Genomic DNA, 16,821 nt, shown 5'->3' on the forward strand with positions numbered 1-16,821 from the left:
ATGTGGGCGGACGTCACGGATGATGTGGAGAACCCATGGCTCATCTGGGAACCAGGCGCGGGCGCGCACTCGCTCTGCCCGTCGGTCTGGCGCTCACGGCCTCGCTCGGCTTCCTGCCGGCGGGTGCCGCCTCGGCCGCCCCCACCACCGACGTTCCGGCCGCCGTCGCCGCGGACGGCCCCAACCTCTCGTACGTGGTGAACACGAAGGGCGGTCGCCACACCGCCTCCGTGAAGAAGGCGATATCCGAGGCGGGCGGCACGGTGGTCGCGTCGTACGACGCGATCGGCGTCATCGTCGCCCACTCGAAGAACCCCGCGTTCGCGCAGACCGTCCGCACCGCCAAGGGCGTGCAGTCGGCCGGTGCCACGCGGACCGCGCCGCTGGCCCCCGTCGCGACGAAGGACGTCGACGAGGCCGCGCAGCCGCTCACCGCGGCGGAGGCCCGCGCGGCCGCCGCCGAGGCGGACGCCGACCAGGACCCGCTGGAGCCGCTGCAGTGGAGCCTGCCCGCCATCAAGGCGGACAAGGCCCACGAGCGGACGCTCGGCAGCAGCAAGGTCACGGTCGCCGTCATCGACACGGGCGTCGACGACACCCACCCCGACCTGGCCCCCAACTTCGACCGCGCCGCGTCCGCGAACTGCGTGACCGGCAAGGCCGACAGCACCGAGGGCTCGTGGCGGCCGGCGCCGGGCGAGAGCGACCACGGCACGCACGTCGCCGGGACGATCGCCGCGGCGAAGAACGGCGTCGGCGTGACCGGTGTCGCGCCGGGCGTGAAGGTCTCCGGCATCAAGGTCTCGAACCCGGACGGCTTCTTCTACACGGAGGCCGTCGTCTGCGGCTTCATGTGGGCGGCCGACCACGGTGTCGAGGTCACCAACAACAGCTACTACGTGGACCCGTGGCTGTACAACTGCACCAACGACCCGGACCAGGGCGCCCTGGTCGAGGCGCTGACGCGGGCCACGCGGTACGCGGAGCGCAAGGGGTCGGTCAACGTCGCGGCGGCCGGCAACTCCGACACGGACCTGGCGTCGGACTCGGTCACGGACACCACGAGCCCGAACGACACCGAGCCGGTGGAGCGGGTCGTCGACCCGAGCCAGTGCCCGGACATCCCGACGATGCTGCCGGGTGTCGTCACGGTCTCGTCGACCGGCGCCAAGACGCTGAAGTCGTCGTTCTCCAACTACGGCCTGGGCGTGGTGGACATCGCCGCCCCCGGCGGTGACCGGACCGAGTACCAGACGCCGCAGGCCCCGGCCGTCAACGGCCGGATCCTGTCGACGACGGTCAACGGCGGCTACAACTACAAGGCGGGCACGTCCATGGCGTCCCCGCACGTCGCGGGTGTCGTGGCGCTGATCAAGTCGAAGCACCCGCGGGCCACGCCCGCCATGGTGAAGGCGCTGCTGTACGGGCAGGCCGACGACACGGCGTGCACCAACCCGTACGACTACGACGCCGACGGGGAGGTCGACGCCGTATGTGAGGGCGGGAAGCGCTACAACGGCTTCTACGGCCACGGCATGGTCGACGCGCTGGACGCGGTCCGCTGGTGACGCTCGGCTGATCGGGGAGGGAGAGCCCGGGCGCGGTCACCGCGCCCGGGCTCTTTCATGTGCGGAAGCCCAGCCGGCACCCCCGGCCCCACCCTTGCTCGCCCCGCCTCCCACCGGCCCACCGGCCCACCTGCCCCGGACCGTCCTCCCACCTGCCTGGGATCTTCCCGCCCCCGGCACGGAGTGCCATGATGAACGGATGAACAGGGCGATGTCCTCCACCTGGGCGGCACTGGGTGCCGATCCGGAGATGCCACAGCGGGTGGCGTACCACCGCGTACCGGGCCTGCTCCCCTCCCGGCTGCCCGTGGCGGAGCTGGCGCGCACCACCGTCGCGGTGTGTGCGCTGGCCGCGGCGGAGCTCGCCGCCGCGCGCGGCGGGGGCGCGGTGCCGCGGGTCGCGGTCGACGACGCGGCGGTCGCCGCGGCCTTCCACAGCGAGCGGCACGTGGCGCTCGACGGAAGGTCGGGCGGCGGTTTCGCCCCGCTCTCCCGGTTCTGGCGCACGGCCGACGGCTGGGTGCGCACCCACGCGAACTACCCGCACCACCGCGACCGGTTGCTGACCGCGCTGGGACTGCCCGCCGGTGCGGACGGCGAGGCCGTCGCGGACGCGCTGGCCGGGCGCCGGGCGGTGGAGGTCGAGGAGGCCGTGTACGCGGCGGGGGGCCTGGCCGTGGCCGTCCGGGACGCCGACACCTGGGCCGCCGGGCAGGGCGCACCGCTCGCGGGACGACCCGTGCTGGACCTCGAACGGACCGGCGACGCACCGGGCCCCGCGGCGGGCGTGCCCTCCGCGGGCGCGGATGCGCCGTGCGCCGGGATACGGGTCCTGGACCTGACGCGGGTGCTGGCCGGGCCGGTCGCCACGCGCACCCTCTCCCTGCTGGGCGCCGACGTCCTGCGGGTGGACGCCCCGGAGCTCCCGGAGAGCCAGGAGGCGCACGACGACACGGGGAACGGCAAGCGCTCGGCGCTCCTTGACCTGCGCCGGGCCGCCGACCGGCGGACTTTCGAGGAGTTGCTGTCGACGGCCGACGTGGTCGTCACCGGCTACCGCCCCGGCGCGCTGGACCGGTTCGGGCTCGCCCCCGCCGCCCTGGCCGAGCGCCGTCCCGGCCTGGTGGTCGCCCGGCTGTCGGCGTGGGGCGGGTCCGGGCCGTGGGGCGGCCGGCGCGGTTTCGACAGCCTGGTGCAGGCGGCGACGGGCATCGCCCTGACGGAGGGCGGCGGCACGGAGCCGGGCGTCCTCCCGGCACAGGCCCTCGACCACGGCACCGGCTACCTGGTGGCCGCGGCGGTCCTCCGCGCCCTGACGGAACGTCACCGCGCCGGCGGCACCTGGCGGGTCGAGGCGACGCTGACCCGGACCGCGCACCTGCTCACCCACGGCACGGACCGGGAGGACCCGGCGCCCGGCGCCTCCCCCACCGCCGGCGGGAGCGCGGCGCCCGCCCCCGGGCTGCTGGAGCGGGACACCCCACGCGGCCGGCTGCGGTACGCCCCCTCCCCCGTCAGCTACGAGGGCGGGCCCCGCGACTGGACGCGGCCGCCGGGCCGGTGGGGAGCGGACGCCCCGCGCTGGACGACATGAGCACGCCGGTGGCCAGCAGGTACTGCGCGGCGCCGTAGGTGAGCATGATCCAGAAGTCGGGGACGGGCGCCTGCGGCCAGTCGGCGACACCGGTCGCGATGAGCGTGTCGGAGAGCAGGAACAGCGCCCCGCCCGCCCCGGCGGCCGCGCCCAGGCCGCTCGCCCGGTACGCCATGGCGGTGAGCAGCAGGGAGTACCCGGCGACCGGGATCCGCAGGGACGCGGGGAGGTCCGGCCACAGCAGCAGCACCACGGCGACGAGCGCGACGCCGTAACCGGCGCCCAGCAGCGGCGAGGTGCGGGCCCGCCCGAACAGCGACAGGTAGCAGACGTGCCCGGCGGCGAACGACCCCATGCCGACGAGGAACGCCCACTCCGCGTCGAGGAGCAGGAACACGTCGCCGCCCCAGCCGAAGAGGAGCGCGGCGACCAGCGTGCGGGGCGCGCCGCGCAGGGCCGCGTACCCCGCGAGCAGCGGCATCAGCAGTGGCTTGGCCACCGCGTGGCCGACGCCGGAGCCGGCGAGCAGCGCGAGGAGGTCGGCGGCGAGGACGGCCGCGAAGAGCGGCGGCAGGAGGCGCACGAGCCGCTCGCGCCCGCCCCGCCCCGTCCCGCCGTCCCGGCGCACCCGGGTCTCCCGCACCCCACGGGCCTCCCGAGTCGTGGAAGTCTCCTGAGCCCTTCGAGCCTCCCGAGTCACACGCCCCTCCCGGGCGGCGCGGCTCTCCCCGGTGGGTCGGCCGGCCGTCTCCGCCGCCCGGTCGGGCGCGGGCGCCGGCTGCCAGCCGGGCCCCCGCAGGACCCGCCCCGCCCGCTCCCGCCACGAGCGGGCCGCGCGCAGGTCGCGGGCGATGGCCGCGTACTCGTGGGTGGCGACGCGCAGCGGGTTGTACGTGTCGATGTTCTTGGTGAGGCCGTACACCGGGCGGACGGTCTCGGCGGTGAAGGTGCCGAAGAGGCGGTCCCAGACGATGAGGATGCCGCCGAAATTCCGGTCCAGGTAGCCGCCCTGGGAGGCGTGGTGCACCCGGTGGTGCGAGGGGGTGTTGAAGAGGTACTCGACGGGGCCCGGCAGCCTGCCGATCCGCTCGGTGTGCACCCAGAACTGGTAGACGAGGTTCGCCGACGAGCAGAAGGCGAGGGCCGCCGGGTGCACTCCGCACGCGATGAGCGGCAGGTAGAACGGCCACACGGTCCACGAGGTCCACGGCTGCCGCAACGCGGTGCTGAAGTTGAACTTGCGGCTGGAGTGGTGGACGACGTGGCAGGCCCACAGGATCCGCACGACGTGGTGGCCGCGGTGGGACCAGTAGTAGAAGAAGTCCTGGGCCAGCAGCATCAGCGGCACGGTCCACCACAGGACCGGGACGCGCAGCGGCGTCAGCTCGTACACCGCCAGGTAGACGGCGACGATGGGGATCTTCCACAGGAAGTCGAAGACGAGGCTGCCCAGCCCCATGCCGATGCTCGTGGCGGCGTCCTTCGCCTCGTACCCGGCGGCGTCCTCGTCGGGATGCAGCCGGTAGCTGACGATCTCCAGGACGGTGAGCAGGACGAAGGCGGGTATCGACCACAGCACGACATCGGGCAGGTTCGGCGACATGCGAGCACCGTAGGGCCGGGTGTCGGGCCGGGGCTAGAGGTGGTTACCGACAAGTATGCGAGACGACTTGTCAACGAGCTTTGGTGACATCCACCAACGGCCGCCCGGTCAGACCCCGACGGCGCCCAGCAGCGACCCCGCCGCGTACGTCACCGCCATCGCCAGCGCGCCGCCGCCCACCACGCGCGCCACCGCCGGGCGGACGGGGGCGGAGCCGAGGCGGGCGCTGCACCAGCCGGTGAGCGTGAGCGCCGCGAGGACCGACGCGACGGTCACCCACAGCCGCGCCGGTGCGGGCGGCCACACGATCGCCAGCAGCGGCAGCAGGGCGCCGACCGTGAAGGCGAGGAAGCTGGCCCCGGCGGCGTGCCACGGGTTGGTCAGCTCGTCCGGGTCGATGCCCAGCTCGACCCGCGCGTGGGCCCGCAGGGCGTCACGTTCCGTCAACTGCACGGCGGCCTCGCGGGCCACCTCCCGGGTCAGGCCGCGCTCCGCCAACAGGTCCGTCAGCTCCTCCAGTTCGGCCTCCGGCTGCTCCCTCAGCTCCCGCCGCTCCTGCGCCAGGGCCGCCCTCTCGGAGTCGCGCTGGGTGGAGACGGAGACGTACTCGCCGACCGCCATCGACATGGACCCGGCGAGCAGTCCGGCCAGTCCCGCCGTCAGGAGCGCGGCCCGCTCGGTGGTGGCGCCCGCGACGCCCACCACCAGGCCGGCGGTGGAGACGATGCCGTCGTTCGCGCCGAGCACGGCGGCCCGCAGCCAGTTGAGGCGGGAGCCGAGCGCCCCGCCGTGCGGCTCGTGCGTGGTCGTGTCCGTCACGACGCCGAGGGTCTCATCCGGGCCCGGTCCGACGCGGAAACGGCACGCGCGCCGACGGCGCGACCGGCCGCGGGAGGCCCCTCCCACGGCGCCCGGCGGGGGCCCACTGACGCGTCAACACCGCGCCGTGGGGCAAACCCGGCGGCGGCGCTGTCGGTGGCGGCCTCTATTCTCAGTGACCATGCTCGACGACCGTATGACAGCAGCAGCCTGGCCGGCCGCCTACCCGCAGGGGTACGCGGTCGTCGACGTGGAGACCACCGGCCTCTCCGCCCACGACCGCATAGTGTCGGCTGCCGTCTACCGGCTCGACGCGCGCGGCCGGGTGGAGGACCACTGGTACACGCTGGTCAACCCGGAGCGCGACCCGGGACCCGTGTGGATCCACGGCCTGACGAGCGACGTGCTGGAGGGGGCGCCCCTCTTCGCCGACGTGGCCGCGGAGTTCTCCGAGCGGCTCGACGGCCGCGTCCTCGTCGCGCACAACGCCTACTTCGACTGGACGATGATCGCCCGGGAGTACGCCCGGGCGGAGCGCACCGCCCCGGTGCGGCAGCGGCTGTGCACCATGGCGCTGGCCAAGGAACTGGCGCTGCCGCTGCCCAACATGAAGCTGGAGTCGCTGGCGGCCCACTTCGGCGTGGAGCAGCGCCAGGCGCACCACGCCCTCGACGACGCGCGGGTGCTGGCGGAGGCCTTCCGGCCGAGCCTGCGCGCGGCGGCCGAGCGCGGGGTGCGGCTGCCGCTGCTGGAGTGCCTGCCCCTCGTGGAGTGGTCGGCGGCGCCCGCCGCGGCGGCGCCCCGCATCGGCCGTCAGGCCACGTACGGGTCGGGCGGCTGGCGGCCGTCACGGAAGCGACCGGCGTGCCCGTACCCGAACCCCGGGCGGTACACGTCGGACAAGCCGCTCAAGCAGGGCATGCGGGTCGCGTTCTCGGGTGACACCTCGGTCGAGCGCGAGCTGCTGGAGGACCGCGCCGTCGAGGCCGGGCTGCACATCGCGACGAGCGTCTCCCGGCTGACGAGCCTGCTCGTCACCAACGACCCGGGAGCCGGCACCTCCAAGCTCGTGAAGGCCAAGGCGTTCGGGACCCCGATCGTCGACGAGGCCGCCTTCACCCACCTGCTGCGGGACGTGGCCCCGGCCGACGAGTGACCCCGGGCCCGGGAGCGGTGCGCGCGGGCCCGGGTGGGTGCGGCAGTCCGTGCGCGCGGGCCACGGGGCGGGCGCGGCAGTCCGTGCGCGCGGGCCCGGGAGCGGTGCGCGTGGGCCCGGTGGGTGCGGCAGTCCGTGCGCGCGGGCCACGGGGCGGGCGCCGGAGGCCACGCGCGGCCCCGAGAGCACGGGCGGACGGGCGCCGGAGGGACGAACGGGTGACCGCCGGGCGCGCCGTCCTCCGATCCGGCCACCGTTCCGCGCACCCTGTGGCGCATGGCACGTTGCGAGGTCTGCGGAAACGACTACGGCATGTCCTTCGAGGTGCACGCGCAGGGCGCCGTGCACGTCTTCGACTGCTTCTCCTGCGCCATCCACCGCATGGCGCCCATCTGTGAACACTGCCGGGTCCAGATCATCGGCCAGGGCGTGGAGGCCGACGGCCGCTGGTACTGCGGCGCGCACTGCGCCCGCGCGGAGGGCCGGGCGGGCATCGTCGACAAGGCCTGACCCGGGGCCGGGTGCGGCAGGGGCGGGATGTACGGTCTTGGGGTGTACCGCTTCCTGTTGTCCCGGCAGTGGGTGATCCTCACCCTCGTCGTGCTCGTCCTGATCCCGGTGATGGTCGAGCTGGGCTTCTGGCAGTTCCACCGGCACGAGCGCCGCGTCGCCCAGAACGCGCTGATCGCGGACAACCTCACGGCCGCACCCGTCCCCGTGACCGAGCTCACGTCACCGGGTCACACCGTCCCGCGCTCCGACTTCTGGCGCCGGGCGACGGCGACGGGCACGTTCGACACCGCCCGCGAGGTCGTCGTGCGGCGCCGCACCAACGCGGACGACCGGGTCGGCATGCACGTGCTGACCCCGCTGGTCCTCACCGACGGCCGGGTCGTCCTGGTCAACCGCGGCTGGGTGCCAGCCGCGCCGGACCAGAAGTCCTACCCGGACGTGCCGCCCGCCCCCAAGGGCCGGGTGACCGTGGTCGGCCGGCTCATGGCCGACCAGACCACCGACAGCAGCGGCATCAAGGACCTGCGCGGTCTCCCGCCGCGCCAGGTCATGCTCATCAACAGCGAGCAGCAGGCGGAGCGGCTGGGCCGCGAGGTCCTCGGCGGCTACCTGGAGCTGACGGAGCCCGCGCCGCCCGGCGGCGGCCCCGAGCCGATCCCGGACCCCGACCACGAGTCGATCGGCTCCCACATGGCGTACGCCGTCCAGTGGTGGCTGTTCGCGGCGGGCGTGCCGGTGGGGTGGGTCGTGCTGGTCCGCCGGGAACGGCGCGACCAGGCGGCGGCCGCGGACGGGAGCGGGTCCGCCGGGCCCGCCGGACCGGGTGGCGGTGACGACGGCGCCGGGAGCGGCGGTGACGGCGGCGGTGCCGGTGTGGAGACCCCGTGGGAGCCCGCCGACCGGTGACCCGCGGGCGTCCGGCGCGCAGGCTGACGGATTGGCGCTGTTCCGGGGTGGGAACACGCCAGAACGTGACGCAACGTATCGAGGACTACGCCCTCATCGGCGATCTGCAGACCGCCGCCCTGGTGGGCCGGGACGGCTCCGTCGACTGGCTCTGCCTGCCGCGCTTCGACTCCGGCGCCTGCTTCGCCGCGCTCCTGGGCGACGAGGACAACGGCCACTGGCGACTCGCGCCCCGGGGTGCGCGCACCTGCACCCGGCGCGCCTACCTGGGCGACTCCCTGGTGCTGGAGTCCGTGTGGGAGACCCGCACCGGCACGGTCCGCGTCCTCGACTTCATGCCGCAGCGCGACCGCTCCCCCGACCTGATGCGGATCGTGGAGGGCGTGTCCGGCCGGGTCGAGATGTCGTCCGTGCTGCGACTGCGGTTCGACTACGGGTCGGCCGTGCCGTGGGTGCGGCGCACCGACGGCCACCGGGTCGCCGTCGCGGGCCCCGACTCGGTGTGGCTGCGCAGCGAGCCGGAGGTGAAGACCTGGGGCCAGCAGTACAGCACCTGCTCCTCCTTCACGGTCGGCCCCGGCGAGAAGGTCGCCTTCTGCCTCACCTGGCACCCCTCCCACGAGCCGCGCCCCGGCCTGGTCGACCCGTACGAGGCGCTGGAGCACACGCTGGAGGACTGGAAGTCCTGGGCGGCCCAGTGCACCTACGAGGGGCCGTACCGGGACGCGGTGATGCGCTCGCTCATCACGCTCAAGGCGCTCACGTACGCCCCGACGGGCGGGATCGTCGCCGCGCCGACGACGTCGCTGCCCGAGGAGATGGGCGGCGTCCGCAACTGGGACTACCGCTTCTGCTGGCTGCGCGACTCGACACTGACCCTCTACGCGCTGCTGTCGGCGGGCTACCTGGAGGAGGCCGGCGCGTGGCGCGACTGGCTGCTGCGGGCGGTCGCCGGCGACCCGGCGGACCTCCAGATCATGTACGGCCTCGCGGGTGAGCGGCGGCTGCCGGAGGCCGAGGTGCCGTGGCTGCGCGGGTACGGCGGCTCGCGCCCGGTGCGGATCGGCAACGCCGCCGTCAACCAGCGCCAGCTCGACGTGTACGGCCAGGTCATGGACTCCCTGTACCTGGCGCGGGAGGTGGGGATGCCGCCGCAGCGGCACGCCTGGGCGCTCCAGCTGAGTCTGCTGGGGTACCTGGAGTCGACGTGGCGTCAGCCGGACGAGGGCCTGTGGGAGGTGCGCGGGCAGCGGCGCCACTTCGTGCACTCGAAGGTCATGGCGTGGGTGGCCGCCGACCGGGCGGTGCGGACGCTGGAGCGGCACCCCGACCTGCCGGGGGACGTGGAGCGGTGGCGGACGATGCGCGACGAGGTGCACCGGGAGGTGTGCGCACGGGGGTACGACCCGGTGCGCAACACCTTCACCCAGTCGTACGGCTCCGCCGAGCTGGACGCGGCGACGCTGCTGATCCCGCGCGTGGGCTTCCTGCCGCCGGACGACCCGCGCGTGGTCGGCACGGTGGAGGCGGTGGCGGCCGAGCTGGGGCACGACGGGTTCGTCCACCGGTACAGCACGGACGGGATCGCGGTGGACGGACTGCCCGGCGGGGAGGGGACGTTCCTCGCCTGCTCGTTCTGGATGGCCGACGCGCTGAACTTGATGGGCCGCAAGGACGAGGCGCGCGAGCTGTTCGAGCGGCTGCTGGGGGTGTGCAACGACGTGGGGCTGCTGGCGGAGGAGTACGACCCGGTGGCCGGGCGGCAGCTGGGCAACTTCCCGCAGGCGTTCAGCCACGTCGGGCTGGTCACGACCGCCCTCGCGCTGACGGCGGACGACGCGGCAGGATAGGTCCATGGATCTTGGACTGAAGGACCGTGTGTACGTCGTGACCGGCGCCTCCCGGGGTCTCGGGCACGCGACGGCGAAGGCACTGGTGGCCGAGGGGGCGAAGGTCCTCCTGTCGTCCCGCGACGGGGACGCCGTGCGGCGGGCGGCGGACGCGCTGGGCGGCGGCGCCGTCGCGGTCGCCGCCGACAACGCCGACCCGGCCACGCCCGAACGGCTCGTCGCGGCGGCGCGGGAGCACCTCGGCGGGTTCGACGGCGTGCTGGTCAGCGTCGGCGGCCCGGCGCCCGGGTGGGCGGCGGACAACACCGACGAGCAGTGGCGGGCCGCGTTCGACTCCGTCTTCCTCGGCGCCGTCCGCATGGCCCGCACGGCGGCGGACGCGCTCGGCGAGGGCGGGGTGATCGGCTTCGTCCTGTCCGGTTCGGTGCACGAGCCGATCCCCGGGCTGACGATCTCCAACGGCCTGCGCCCCGGCCTCGCCGGCTTCGCGAAGTCCCTGGCGAACGAGGTCGGGCCGCGCGGCGTGCGCGTCGTGGGCCTGCTCCCCTCGCGCATCGACACGGACCGGGTGCGCGAGCTGGACGCCCTGTCCGGTGACGCGGCCGCCGCACGCGCCGAGAACGAGGCGCGCATCCCGCTGCGCCGCTACGGCACGCCGGAGGAGTTCGGCGCGACGGCGGCGTTCCTGCTCTCCCCCGCCGCCTCGTACCTGACCGGGGTCATGCTGCCGGTCGACGGCGGCGCGCGCCACGGCTTCTGACGGCCGTCCCGCCCGGGGCGCCCACCAGCCGCCCCGCCGCACCGGCACCCGTACCGCCCCTCGTGCCGGCACCCGCACCCGGGCCGTGCGCGGGCCCGGGTGCGGCGGGGCAGGGGGTGGTGCGGCGGCGCGGACCGTGCGTGCGGCGGCAGCGCGGACGGCGTGCCGCCGCCGGGTGTCAGTCGGCGAGGCCCGCGAGGTCGCGGAGCCGACGGGCCTGGCCGGCCCGCTCGGCGACGCGCTGCTCCTCGTACGGGCGCCCGGCCGCGCCGCGCAGCAGGGCCTTCGTCTCCACGACGGCGTCACGCGGGGCGGCGAGCAGGGCGGCGGCCAGGTCGCGGACGGCGGCGTCGAGCTCCTCGACGGGCACCACGAGGTTGGCCAGGCCGACGCGCTCGGCCTCGTCGGCGTGGACGAACCGGCCCGTGGCGCAGATCTCCAGCGCGCGGGCGTAGCCGACGGCGGCGACGAGCGGGTGCGTACCGGTCAGGTCGGGAACGAGGCCGAGGCTCGTCTCGCGCATGGCGAACTGCACGTCCTGCGCGACGACGCGCAGGTCACAGGCGAGGGCGAGCTGGAAGCCCGCGCCGATGGCGTGGCCCTGGACGGCCGCGATCGACACGACGTCGTTGCGGCGCCACCAGGTGAACGCCTCCTGGTACTCGGCGATGACGGCGTCCAGCTCCTCGTCGGAACCGCGCGCCAGGTCGAGGAAGGACGGCTCGCCGTCGAACCCCTCCGGCGTGAACGCCTGCCGGTCGAGGCCGGCCGAGAACGACTTGCCCTCTCCGCGCAGGACGACGACCCGCACGCTCCCGGGCAGGGCGCGGCCCGCCTCGGTGAGCGCCCGCCACAGGGCGGGCGACTGGGCGTTGCGCTTCGCCGGGTTGGTGAGGGTCACCGTGGCGACGGCGTCCTCGACGGTGAGGCGTACACCGTCCTTGTCGAGCACGACGAGGGCAGGGTCGAGCGAGGTCATACGGCGCCTCCGGATCCGGTGCAGCGGTTGTCGTCGTCCGGCGCACCCGACCAGCGGCTGCGCCGAACGACAAATTACTGCACGGTAACCACCCGGTCGACCCTCGGACCGCACCGGGCCGGCGGCTTGGGCTCCGGAGCCGCACGGCGGTCGTGACCGCCGGTCGGCCCGGTGCCCGGACCTCCGGTCCACCGCGGCCGCGGACGGCCGGGGGATACTGCCGGAACCGTGGGGCGGCGTGACGGACCGCGCCCGGGGATCAGGCCGGCGTGGCCTTCTTGCCCCGGGTCGCTCCGCCGCGTCCGCGCAACACGACTCCGGACTCGGTGAGCATCCGGTGGACGAATCCGTAGGACCGGCCGGTCTCCTCGGCCAGGGCCCGGATGCTCACGCCGGCGTCGTACTTCTTCTTCAGGTCTGCCGCGAGCTTCTCGCGCGCGGCGCCGGTCACCCGGCTGCCCTTCTTCAGAGTCTCGGCCACCCGTGCCTCCTCAAGGGAAGTGCGCTCTGGTCTTCTCATGATCACCCCTCCGGGCCCACATGGCCAGCCATTCGACAAGGTCGGTGGACGCGGGTTTCCGCGCGGGGCGGCCCCACGGGACGCCGGAAACCCGGGAGCGGCCGTAAGCGGAACGAGAAGTACCAGGTCAGGGGGGCCCGCACGGGGACCTGCGGCGTGGCGCGGGCGGGGAAAACCCCGCCGGGTGCCACGCCGCGGTATGAGATCCGCTCACTCAGATGAAGGATCACGGCTGAGCCGAATGATCCAGGCGGAGATGATCAGGCCAGGGAGACCAGGTCCGCGTAGTCCGCTCCCCACAGGTCCTCGACGCCGTCCGGGAGCAGGATGATGCGCTCCGGCTGGAGGGCGTCGACGGCGCCCTCGTCGTGCGTGACCAGGACGACCGCGCCCTTGTACGTGCGCAGTGCGCCGAGGATCTCCTCGCGGCTCGCGGGGTCGAGGTTGTTCGTCGGCTCGTCGAGCAGCAGCACGTTCGCCGAGGAGACCACCAGCGTGGCCAGGGCGAGCCGGGTCTTCTCGCCGCCGGACAGGACCCCGGCCGGCTTGTCGACGTCGTCGCCGGAGAAGAGGAACGAGCCGAGGACCTTGCGGACCTCGACCATGTCCAGGTCCGGCGCGGCCGACCGCATGTTCTCCAGGACCGTGCGGTCGGGGTCGAGGGTCTCGTGCTCCTGCGCGTAGTACCCGAGCTTCAGCCCGTGGCCCGGGACGACCTCGCCGGTGTCGGGCCGCTCGGCGCCGGCGAGGAGCCGCAGCAGGGTCGTCTTGCCGGCGCCGTTGAGGCCGAGGATGACGACACGCGAGCCCTTGTCGATGGCGAGGCTGACGTCGGTGAAGATCTCCAGCGAGCCGTACGACTTCGACAGGCCCTCCGCCGTCAGCGGGGTGCGGCCGCAGGGCGCCGGGTCCGGGAAGCGCAGCTTGGCGACCTTGTCGGACTGCCGCACCTCGTCCAGGCCGGACAGCAGCTTCTCGGCGCGGCGCGCCATGTTCTGCGCGGCGACCGTCTTGGTGGCCTTGGCGCGCATCTTGTCGGCCTGGGCGTTGAGCGCGGCGGCCTTCTTCTCGGCGTTCTGCCGCTCGCGGCGGCGGCGCTTCTCGTCGTCCTCGCGCTGGCGCTGGTACAGCTTCCAGCCCATGTTGTAGATGTCGATCGTGGAGCGGTTGGCGTCCAGGTAGAAGACCTTGTTGACGACCGTCTCGACGAGGTCGACGTCGTGGGAGATCACCACGAAACCGCCGCGGTACGACTTCAGGTAGTCGCGCAGCCAGGTGATCGAGTCGGCGTCGAGGTGGTTGGTCGGCTCGTCGAGCAGGAGCGTGTCGGCGTCCGAGAAGAGGATGCGCGCCAGCTCGATGCGGCGGCGCTGACCGCCCGAGAGGGTGTGCAGCGGCTGGCCGAGCACCCGGTCGGGCAGACCCAGGGCGGCGGCGATGGTGGACGCCTCGGCCTCCGCGGAGTACCCGCCCTTGGTGAGGAACTCGGTCTCCTGGCGCTCGTACTGCTTGAGGGCCTTCTCGCGGGTGGAGCCCTTGCCGGTGGCGATGCGCTCCTCGTTGATCCGCATCTTGCTGATCAGCACGTCCAGGCCGCGGGCGGAGAGGATGCGGTCGCGGGCCAGCACGTCGAGGTCGCCCGTGCGGGGGTCCTGCGGGAGGTAGCCGACCTGGCCGGAGCGGGTGATGGTGCCGGCGGCGGGGATGCCCTCGCCCGCCAGGCACTTGGTGAGCGTCGTCTTGCCGGCGCCGTTGCGGCCGACGAGGCCGATGCGGTCACCCTTGGCGATGCGGAACGAGGCGGACTCGATGAGGACGCGTGCGCCGGCGCGCAGCTCGAGACCGGTGGCGGTGATCATGGACAGACTCTCCAGGGCGGGTCGGACGGCGGAAGAACGGCGGCTGCGGTGACTTCGACACCGTCTAATGCACGGGGAGAAAGGCCATACGGGTCAGTCTAACGGGCGCATGCAACTGCTTTGCCGGTGCGCGCAAGCCGCCGGGCGCGCGATCGGCGCCGGCGCCCGGGACACTCGTCGGACGCGCAAAACGGGGCACCAGGGAACCACCGCGCCGATACTCGGCGCAGGAGCGACGGAGGGTGGTGCCCGCGCCATGCGGTTCGACGACGACGCCGATCTGGACACCTCGGAGGTACGGGACGCGCGCGGTGGCGGCGGCCTCCCCGGCGGCAGGGTGACGGTCGGCGGCGGTCTGGCCGGGGTGGTCGCGCTCGTGCTGGCGCTGGTCTTCGGCGTGGGGCCGGACCAGCTCGGGCTGACGGACGGCGGCGACCCGGACCGCCGGGCGGGCTCCCCGGCGGGCGACCTCGACGCGGCGTGCCGCACGGGTGCGGCCGCGAACACCCGGGAGGACTGCCGGATCGTCGCGATCGTCAACAGCGTGCAGGACTACTGGCGCGGCGCCCACGCGCGGGCGGGCGAGCGGTACACGGACGCGCGGACGGTCCTGTTCGCCGACCGGGTGGGCACGGCGTGCGGGGCGGCGACCTCGGCGGTCGGGCCGTTCTACTGCCCCGCCGACCGGCAGGTCTACCTGGACCTGGACTTCTTCGGGGAGCTGCGCACCCGGTTCGGCGCCTCGGGCGGGCCGTTCGCCGAGGCGTACGTGGTCGCCCACGAGTACGGCCACCACGTGCAGAACCTCGCGGGGACGCTCGGCCGGGCGCAGGACGGGCGGCAGGGCACCGGCAGCGGCGCCGTGCGGGTGGAGCTCCAGGCCGACTGCCTGGCCGGCGTGTGGACCCGGCACGCCACGACGACGCCGGACGAGCGGACCGGCCGTCCGGTGCTGGCGGAGGTGACCGACCAGGACGTGCGGGACGCGCTGGACGCCGCCGCCGCGGTGGGCGACGACCGGATCCAGGAGCGGTTCCAGGGGCGGGTCGACCCGGAGTCCTGGACGCACGGCTCCGCCGAGCAGCGCCAGCGGTGGTTCTCGGTGGGCTACCGCACGGGTGACGCGGCGCGCTGCGACACCTTCGCCTGAGGCGCCGGCCGGTCCCCGCCGCCGGGCCGCGGGGCGCCGGCCGACGGTCGCCGGCCCGGGGCGCGGGTCGCGTTCGCGGGCCGCCTGCCGCGGGCCGACGCCGGGCCGGCCGGTGGTCAGGCGCCTCCGGTGTGGACCTGGAACGCGGCGCGGCGGACCGCCTTGGCGAGGGCCGGGTCGGGGTGCGCGGCGGCCAGCGCGACCAGCACCTGGACCGTGCGCGGATGCCTGACCGCCCGGACCTCGTCGAGCAGGGCCGGGACGGTGCCCTGCACGGCGGACTCCAGGTGCCGCACCAGCAGGTCGCTCTCGCCGTGGTCGACGACGGCGGCGGCGGTGTCCACCCACAGCCAGGTCGCCTCCTCGCGGGTGAGGACGTCGGCGGCCTCGTCCGGGTCGGCGCCCTCGTGCTCCGCCAGCCACAGCAGGGCGTACGGGCGCAGCGGCGGCTCGTCGGCGGCCGTGCGCACCTCCGCCTCGGCGGCCCCGCCGACCACGCGGAGGGCCTCGAAGGCGAGCCCGCGCAGGAGGGCGTCGTCGCCACGGGCGACGGCGAGCAGTTCGGCGACGGCGCTGCCGACGGGACGGGCGGCGAGCCACGCGCGGTACTCGGCCCGGGCCGGGCCGGGGGTGAGCCGGACGCAGCCGCGCAGCATGTCCTCGGCGGACTGCTCCATGTGGCCCGCGGGGCTCTGGGCGGCGACGCAGATCTGCTCCAGCTTGACCCACACCGCCCAGTTCCCCAGGGGGGTGAGGGTCGCCTGGCCGTCGCCGAGGGTCAGGGCGCCGACGGAGGCGAGTCCCTCCAGCGCCCAGTCGAGCAGGCCCGGCAGGGCGTCCGGGCCGGCGTCCCGGGCAGCGGAGCCCTCCTGCCGGGCGTGGGCCCGGGCGCGCTCCTCCTCGCCCGCCTCCCCGTCGGCGGCGAACGGGACCTCGCAGCGCTGCTCCCGCAGCTCGGCGACGCGCTGCCGGAGCAGGTCGAGCAGGGCCGGTACGTGCACCGGTCCGGCGGAGAGCTGGAGGAGCGACAGCACCTGCGGGACGGCCTCCACGACCTCGGCCACCGCCGTGGGCTCGGCGTCGCGGGGGGCGGGGTGGGCGAGCGACCAGGCGTCGAGGAGCGCGACCCAGCCGCGCAGGGCGGCGGAGTCGTCCCGGTCCCAGGCCCGCAGCCGCCAGCCGGGGCGGACGGTGTCGCCGTGGATCTCGACGAGGCCGGCGAGCCGGGCGCGGTCCCAGGCGGTGCGCACCCGGGCGGGGGTCAGGGCGAGGGCCGCGGCGGCCCGCTCCCGCGCGGAGGCCGGGGCCTCGACGGTGACGGGGCCGCGGTTGACGGCGGCCCAGCGGGCGACCCGTACGGCGTCGGCCAGGACCTGGCGGGCCTGGCGGGCCAGCTCCGCCCGGGGTGGCGTGCCCTCCGGCGGCCGCGGGGCCGGCCGCGTCCGGCGGTCGGCCACCGCCCGCCGGGCGGTCGTCGCCAGCGACCGGGGACGGACGAGTCGGAGTCTGGAGTTGCGCGCCAGTTGCTCATCGGGCTTTCGAGA

At 74.9% G+C, this 16,821-nt stretch carries 14 protein-coding genes and 1 pseudogene; 8 read left to right on the plus strand and 7 right to left on the minus strand.

Features of this window, described 5'->3' with window-relative positions:
- The first annotated feature begins 35 nt into the window (after positions 1-35).
- Both ACF053_RS16485 and ACF053_RS16490 read left to right on the plus strand, forming a co-directional pair.
- Positions 36-1,568: a S8 family serine peptidase gene (locus ACF053_RS16485; protein WP_391954549.1), complete on the plus strand. Its 1,533-nt coding sequence runs from the start codon at positions 36-38 to the stop codon at positions 1,566-1,568.
- Positions 1,569-1,767: 199 nt separating this feature from the next.
- A complete protein-coding gene (locus tag ACF053_RS16490) occupies positions 1,768-3,162 on the plus strand; it encodes a CoA transferase (RefSeq protein ID WP_391954550.1) in 1,395 nt (464 codons plus the stop codon).
- Here ACF053_RS16490 and ACF053_RS16495 read toward each other — a convergent pair.
- From ACF053_RS16495 to ACF053_RS16505, 3 genes and pseudogenes are all read right to left on the minus strand, one after another.
- Positions 3,083-3,862, minus strand: a complete 780-nt coding sequence (locus tag ACF053_RS16495; protein WP_391954826.1) for a lysoplasmalogenase — start codon at positions 3,860-3,862, stop codon at positions 3,083-3,085. The two genes, ACF053_RS16490 and ACF053_RS16495, sit on opposite strands and share 80 nt — an antisense overlap.
- A gap of 15 nt (positions 3,863-3,877) precedes the next feature.
- Positions 3,878-4,765: pseudogene (locus tag ACF053_RS16500) on the minus strand (sterol desaturase family protein); the annotation flags it as partial.
- Between the two features lie 108 nt (positions 4,766-4,873).
- The gene (locus tag ACF053_RS16505; protein WP_058943563.1) at positions 4,874-5,584 is read right to left on the minus strand and encodes a VIT1/CCC1 transporter family protein; all 711 of its coding nucleotides are present in this window, start codon (positions 5,582-5,584) and stop codon (positions 4,874-4,876) included.
- Between the two features lie 175 nt (positions 5,585-5,759).
- On the opposite strand from ACF053_RS16505, the gene ACF053_RS16510 reads away from it, so the two are divergent.
- The 5 genes from ACF053_RS16510 to ACF053_RS16530 all read left to right on the plus strand — a co-directional run bounded on the left by ACF053_RS16510 (position 5,760) and on the right by ACF053_RS16530 (position 10,769).
- Positions 5,760-6,740 carry a DEDDh family exonuclease gene (locus ACF053_RS16510; RefSeq protein WP_391954551.1) on the plus strand — a complete coding sequence of 327 codons (981 nt, stop codon included), beginning with the start codon at positions 5,760-5,762 and terminating at the stop codon, positions 6,738-6,740.
- Between the two features lie 276 nt (positions 6,741-7,016).
- Positions 7,017-7,250, plus strand: a complete 234-nt coding sequence (locus ACF053_RS16515) for a hypothetical protein (protein WP_058943565.1) — start codon at positions 7,017-7,019, stop codon at positions 7,248-7,250.
- Between the two features lie 42 nt (positions 7,251-7,292).
- A complete protein-coding gene (locus ACF053_RS16520; RefSeq protein WP_391954552.1) occupies positions 7,293-8,159 on the plus strand; it encodes an SURF1 family cytochrome oxidase biogenesis protein in 867 nt (288 codons plus the stop codon).
- A 65-nt stretch (positions 8,160-8,224) separates the two neighbouring features.
- Positions 8,225-10,009, plus strand: a complete 1,785-nt coding sequence (locus ACF053_RS16525; RefSeq protein WP_391954553.1) for a glycoside hydrolase family 15 protein — start codon at positions 8,225-8,227, stop codon at positions 10,007-10,009.
- A 4-nt stretch (positions 10,010-10,013) separates the two neighbouring features.
- Positions 10,014-10,769, plus strand: a complete 756-nt coding sequence (locus ACF053_RS16530; protein ID WP_391954554.1) for an SDR family oxidoreductase — start codon at positions 10,014-10,016, stop codon at positions 10,767-10,769.
- Between the two features lie 178 nt (positions 10,770-10,947).
- Here the strand turns inward: ACF053_RS16530 and ACF053_RS16535 are convergent, their stop codons facing one another.
- The 3 genes from ACF053_RS16535 to ACF053_RS16545 form a co-directional block, all read right to left on the minus strand.
- Positions 10,948-11,748: an enoyl-CoA hydratase/isomerase family protein gene (locus ACF053_RS16535; RefSeq protein ID WP_391954555.1), complete on the minus strand. Its 801-nt coding sequence runs from the start codon at positions 11,746-11,748 to the stop codon at positions 10,948-10,950.
- Between the two features lie 259 nt (positions 11,749-12,007).
- Complete coding sequence (locus ACF053_RS16540) at positions 12,008-12,229, minus strand: helix-turn-helix domain-containing protein (RefSeq protein ID WP_058943570.1); 222 nt, start codon at positions 12,227-12,229, stop codon at positions 12,008-12,010.
- A 299-nt stretch (positions 12,230-12,528) separates the two neighbouring features.
- The gene (locus ACF053_RS16545) at positions 12,529-14,127 is read right to left on the minus strand and encodes an ABC-F family ATP-binding cassette domain-containing protein (RefSeq protein WP_391954556.1); all 1,599 of its coding nucleotides are present in this window, start codon (positions 14,125-14,127) and stop codon (positions 12,529-12,531) included.
- Between the two features lie 256 nt (positions 14,128-14,383).
- On the opposite strand from ACF053_RS16545, the gene ypfJ reads away from it, so the two are divergent.
- The gene (gene ypfJ / locus ACF053_RS16550) at positions 14,384-15,277 is read left to right on the plus strand and encodes a KPN_02809 family neutral zinc metallopeptidase (protein WP_391954557.1); all 894 of its coding nucleotides are present in this window, start codon (positions 14,384-14,386) and stop codon (positions 15,275-15,277) included.
- A gap of 116 nt (positions 15,278-15,393) precedes the next feature.
- Here ypfJ and ACF053_RS16555 read toward each other — a convergent pair whose 3' ends face one another.
- A complete protein-coding gene (locus ACF053_RS16555) occupies positions 15,394-16,734 on the minus strand; it encodes a hypothetical protein (protein ID WP_391954827.1) in 1,341 nt (446 codons plus the stop codon).
- Positions 16,735-16,821: the final 87 nt, after the last annotated feature.

Source organism: Streptomyces kanasensis, assembly GCF_043077165.1.
GTDB lineage: Bacteria > Actinomycetota > Actinomycetes > Streptomycetales > Streptomycetaceae > Streptomyces > Streptomyces changanensis.

Excerpts from the sequence above, each read along its gene's own strand:
- ACF053_RS16485 (WP_391954549.1), top strand. The coding sequence starts at position 36 with ATGGCTCATCTGGGAACCAGGCGCGGGCGCGCACTCGCTCTGCCCGTC.
- ACF053_RS16490 (WP_391954550.1), top strand. The coding sequence starts at position 1,768 with ATGAACAGGGCGATGTCCTCCACCTGGGCGGCACTGGGTGCCGATCCG.
- ACF053_RS16515 (WP_058943565.1), top strand. The coding sequence starts at position 7,017 with ATGGCACGTTGCGAGGTCTGCGGAAACGACTACGGCATGTCCTTCGAG.
- ACF053_RS16530 (WP_391954554.1), top strand. The coding sequence starts at position 10,014 with ATGGATCTTGGACTGAAGGACCGTGTGTACGTCGTGACCGGCGCCTCC.
- ACF053_RS16535 (WP_391954555.1), bottom strand. The coding sequence starts at position 11,748 with ATGACCTCGCTCGACCCTGCCCTCGTCGTGCTCGACAAGGACGGTGTA.
- ACF053_RS16545 (WP_391954556.1), bottom strand. The coding sequence starts at position 14,127 with ATGATCACCGCCACCGGTCTCGAGCTGCGCGCCGGCGCACGCGTCCTC.
- ypfJ (WP_391954557.1), top strand. The coding sequence starts at position 14,384 with ATGCGGTTCGACGACGACGCCGATCTGGACACCTCGGAGGTACGGGAC.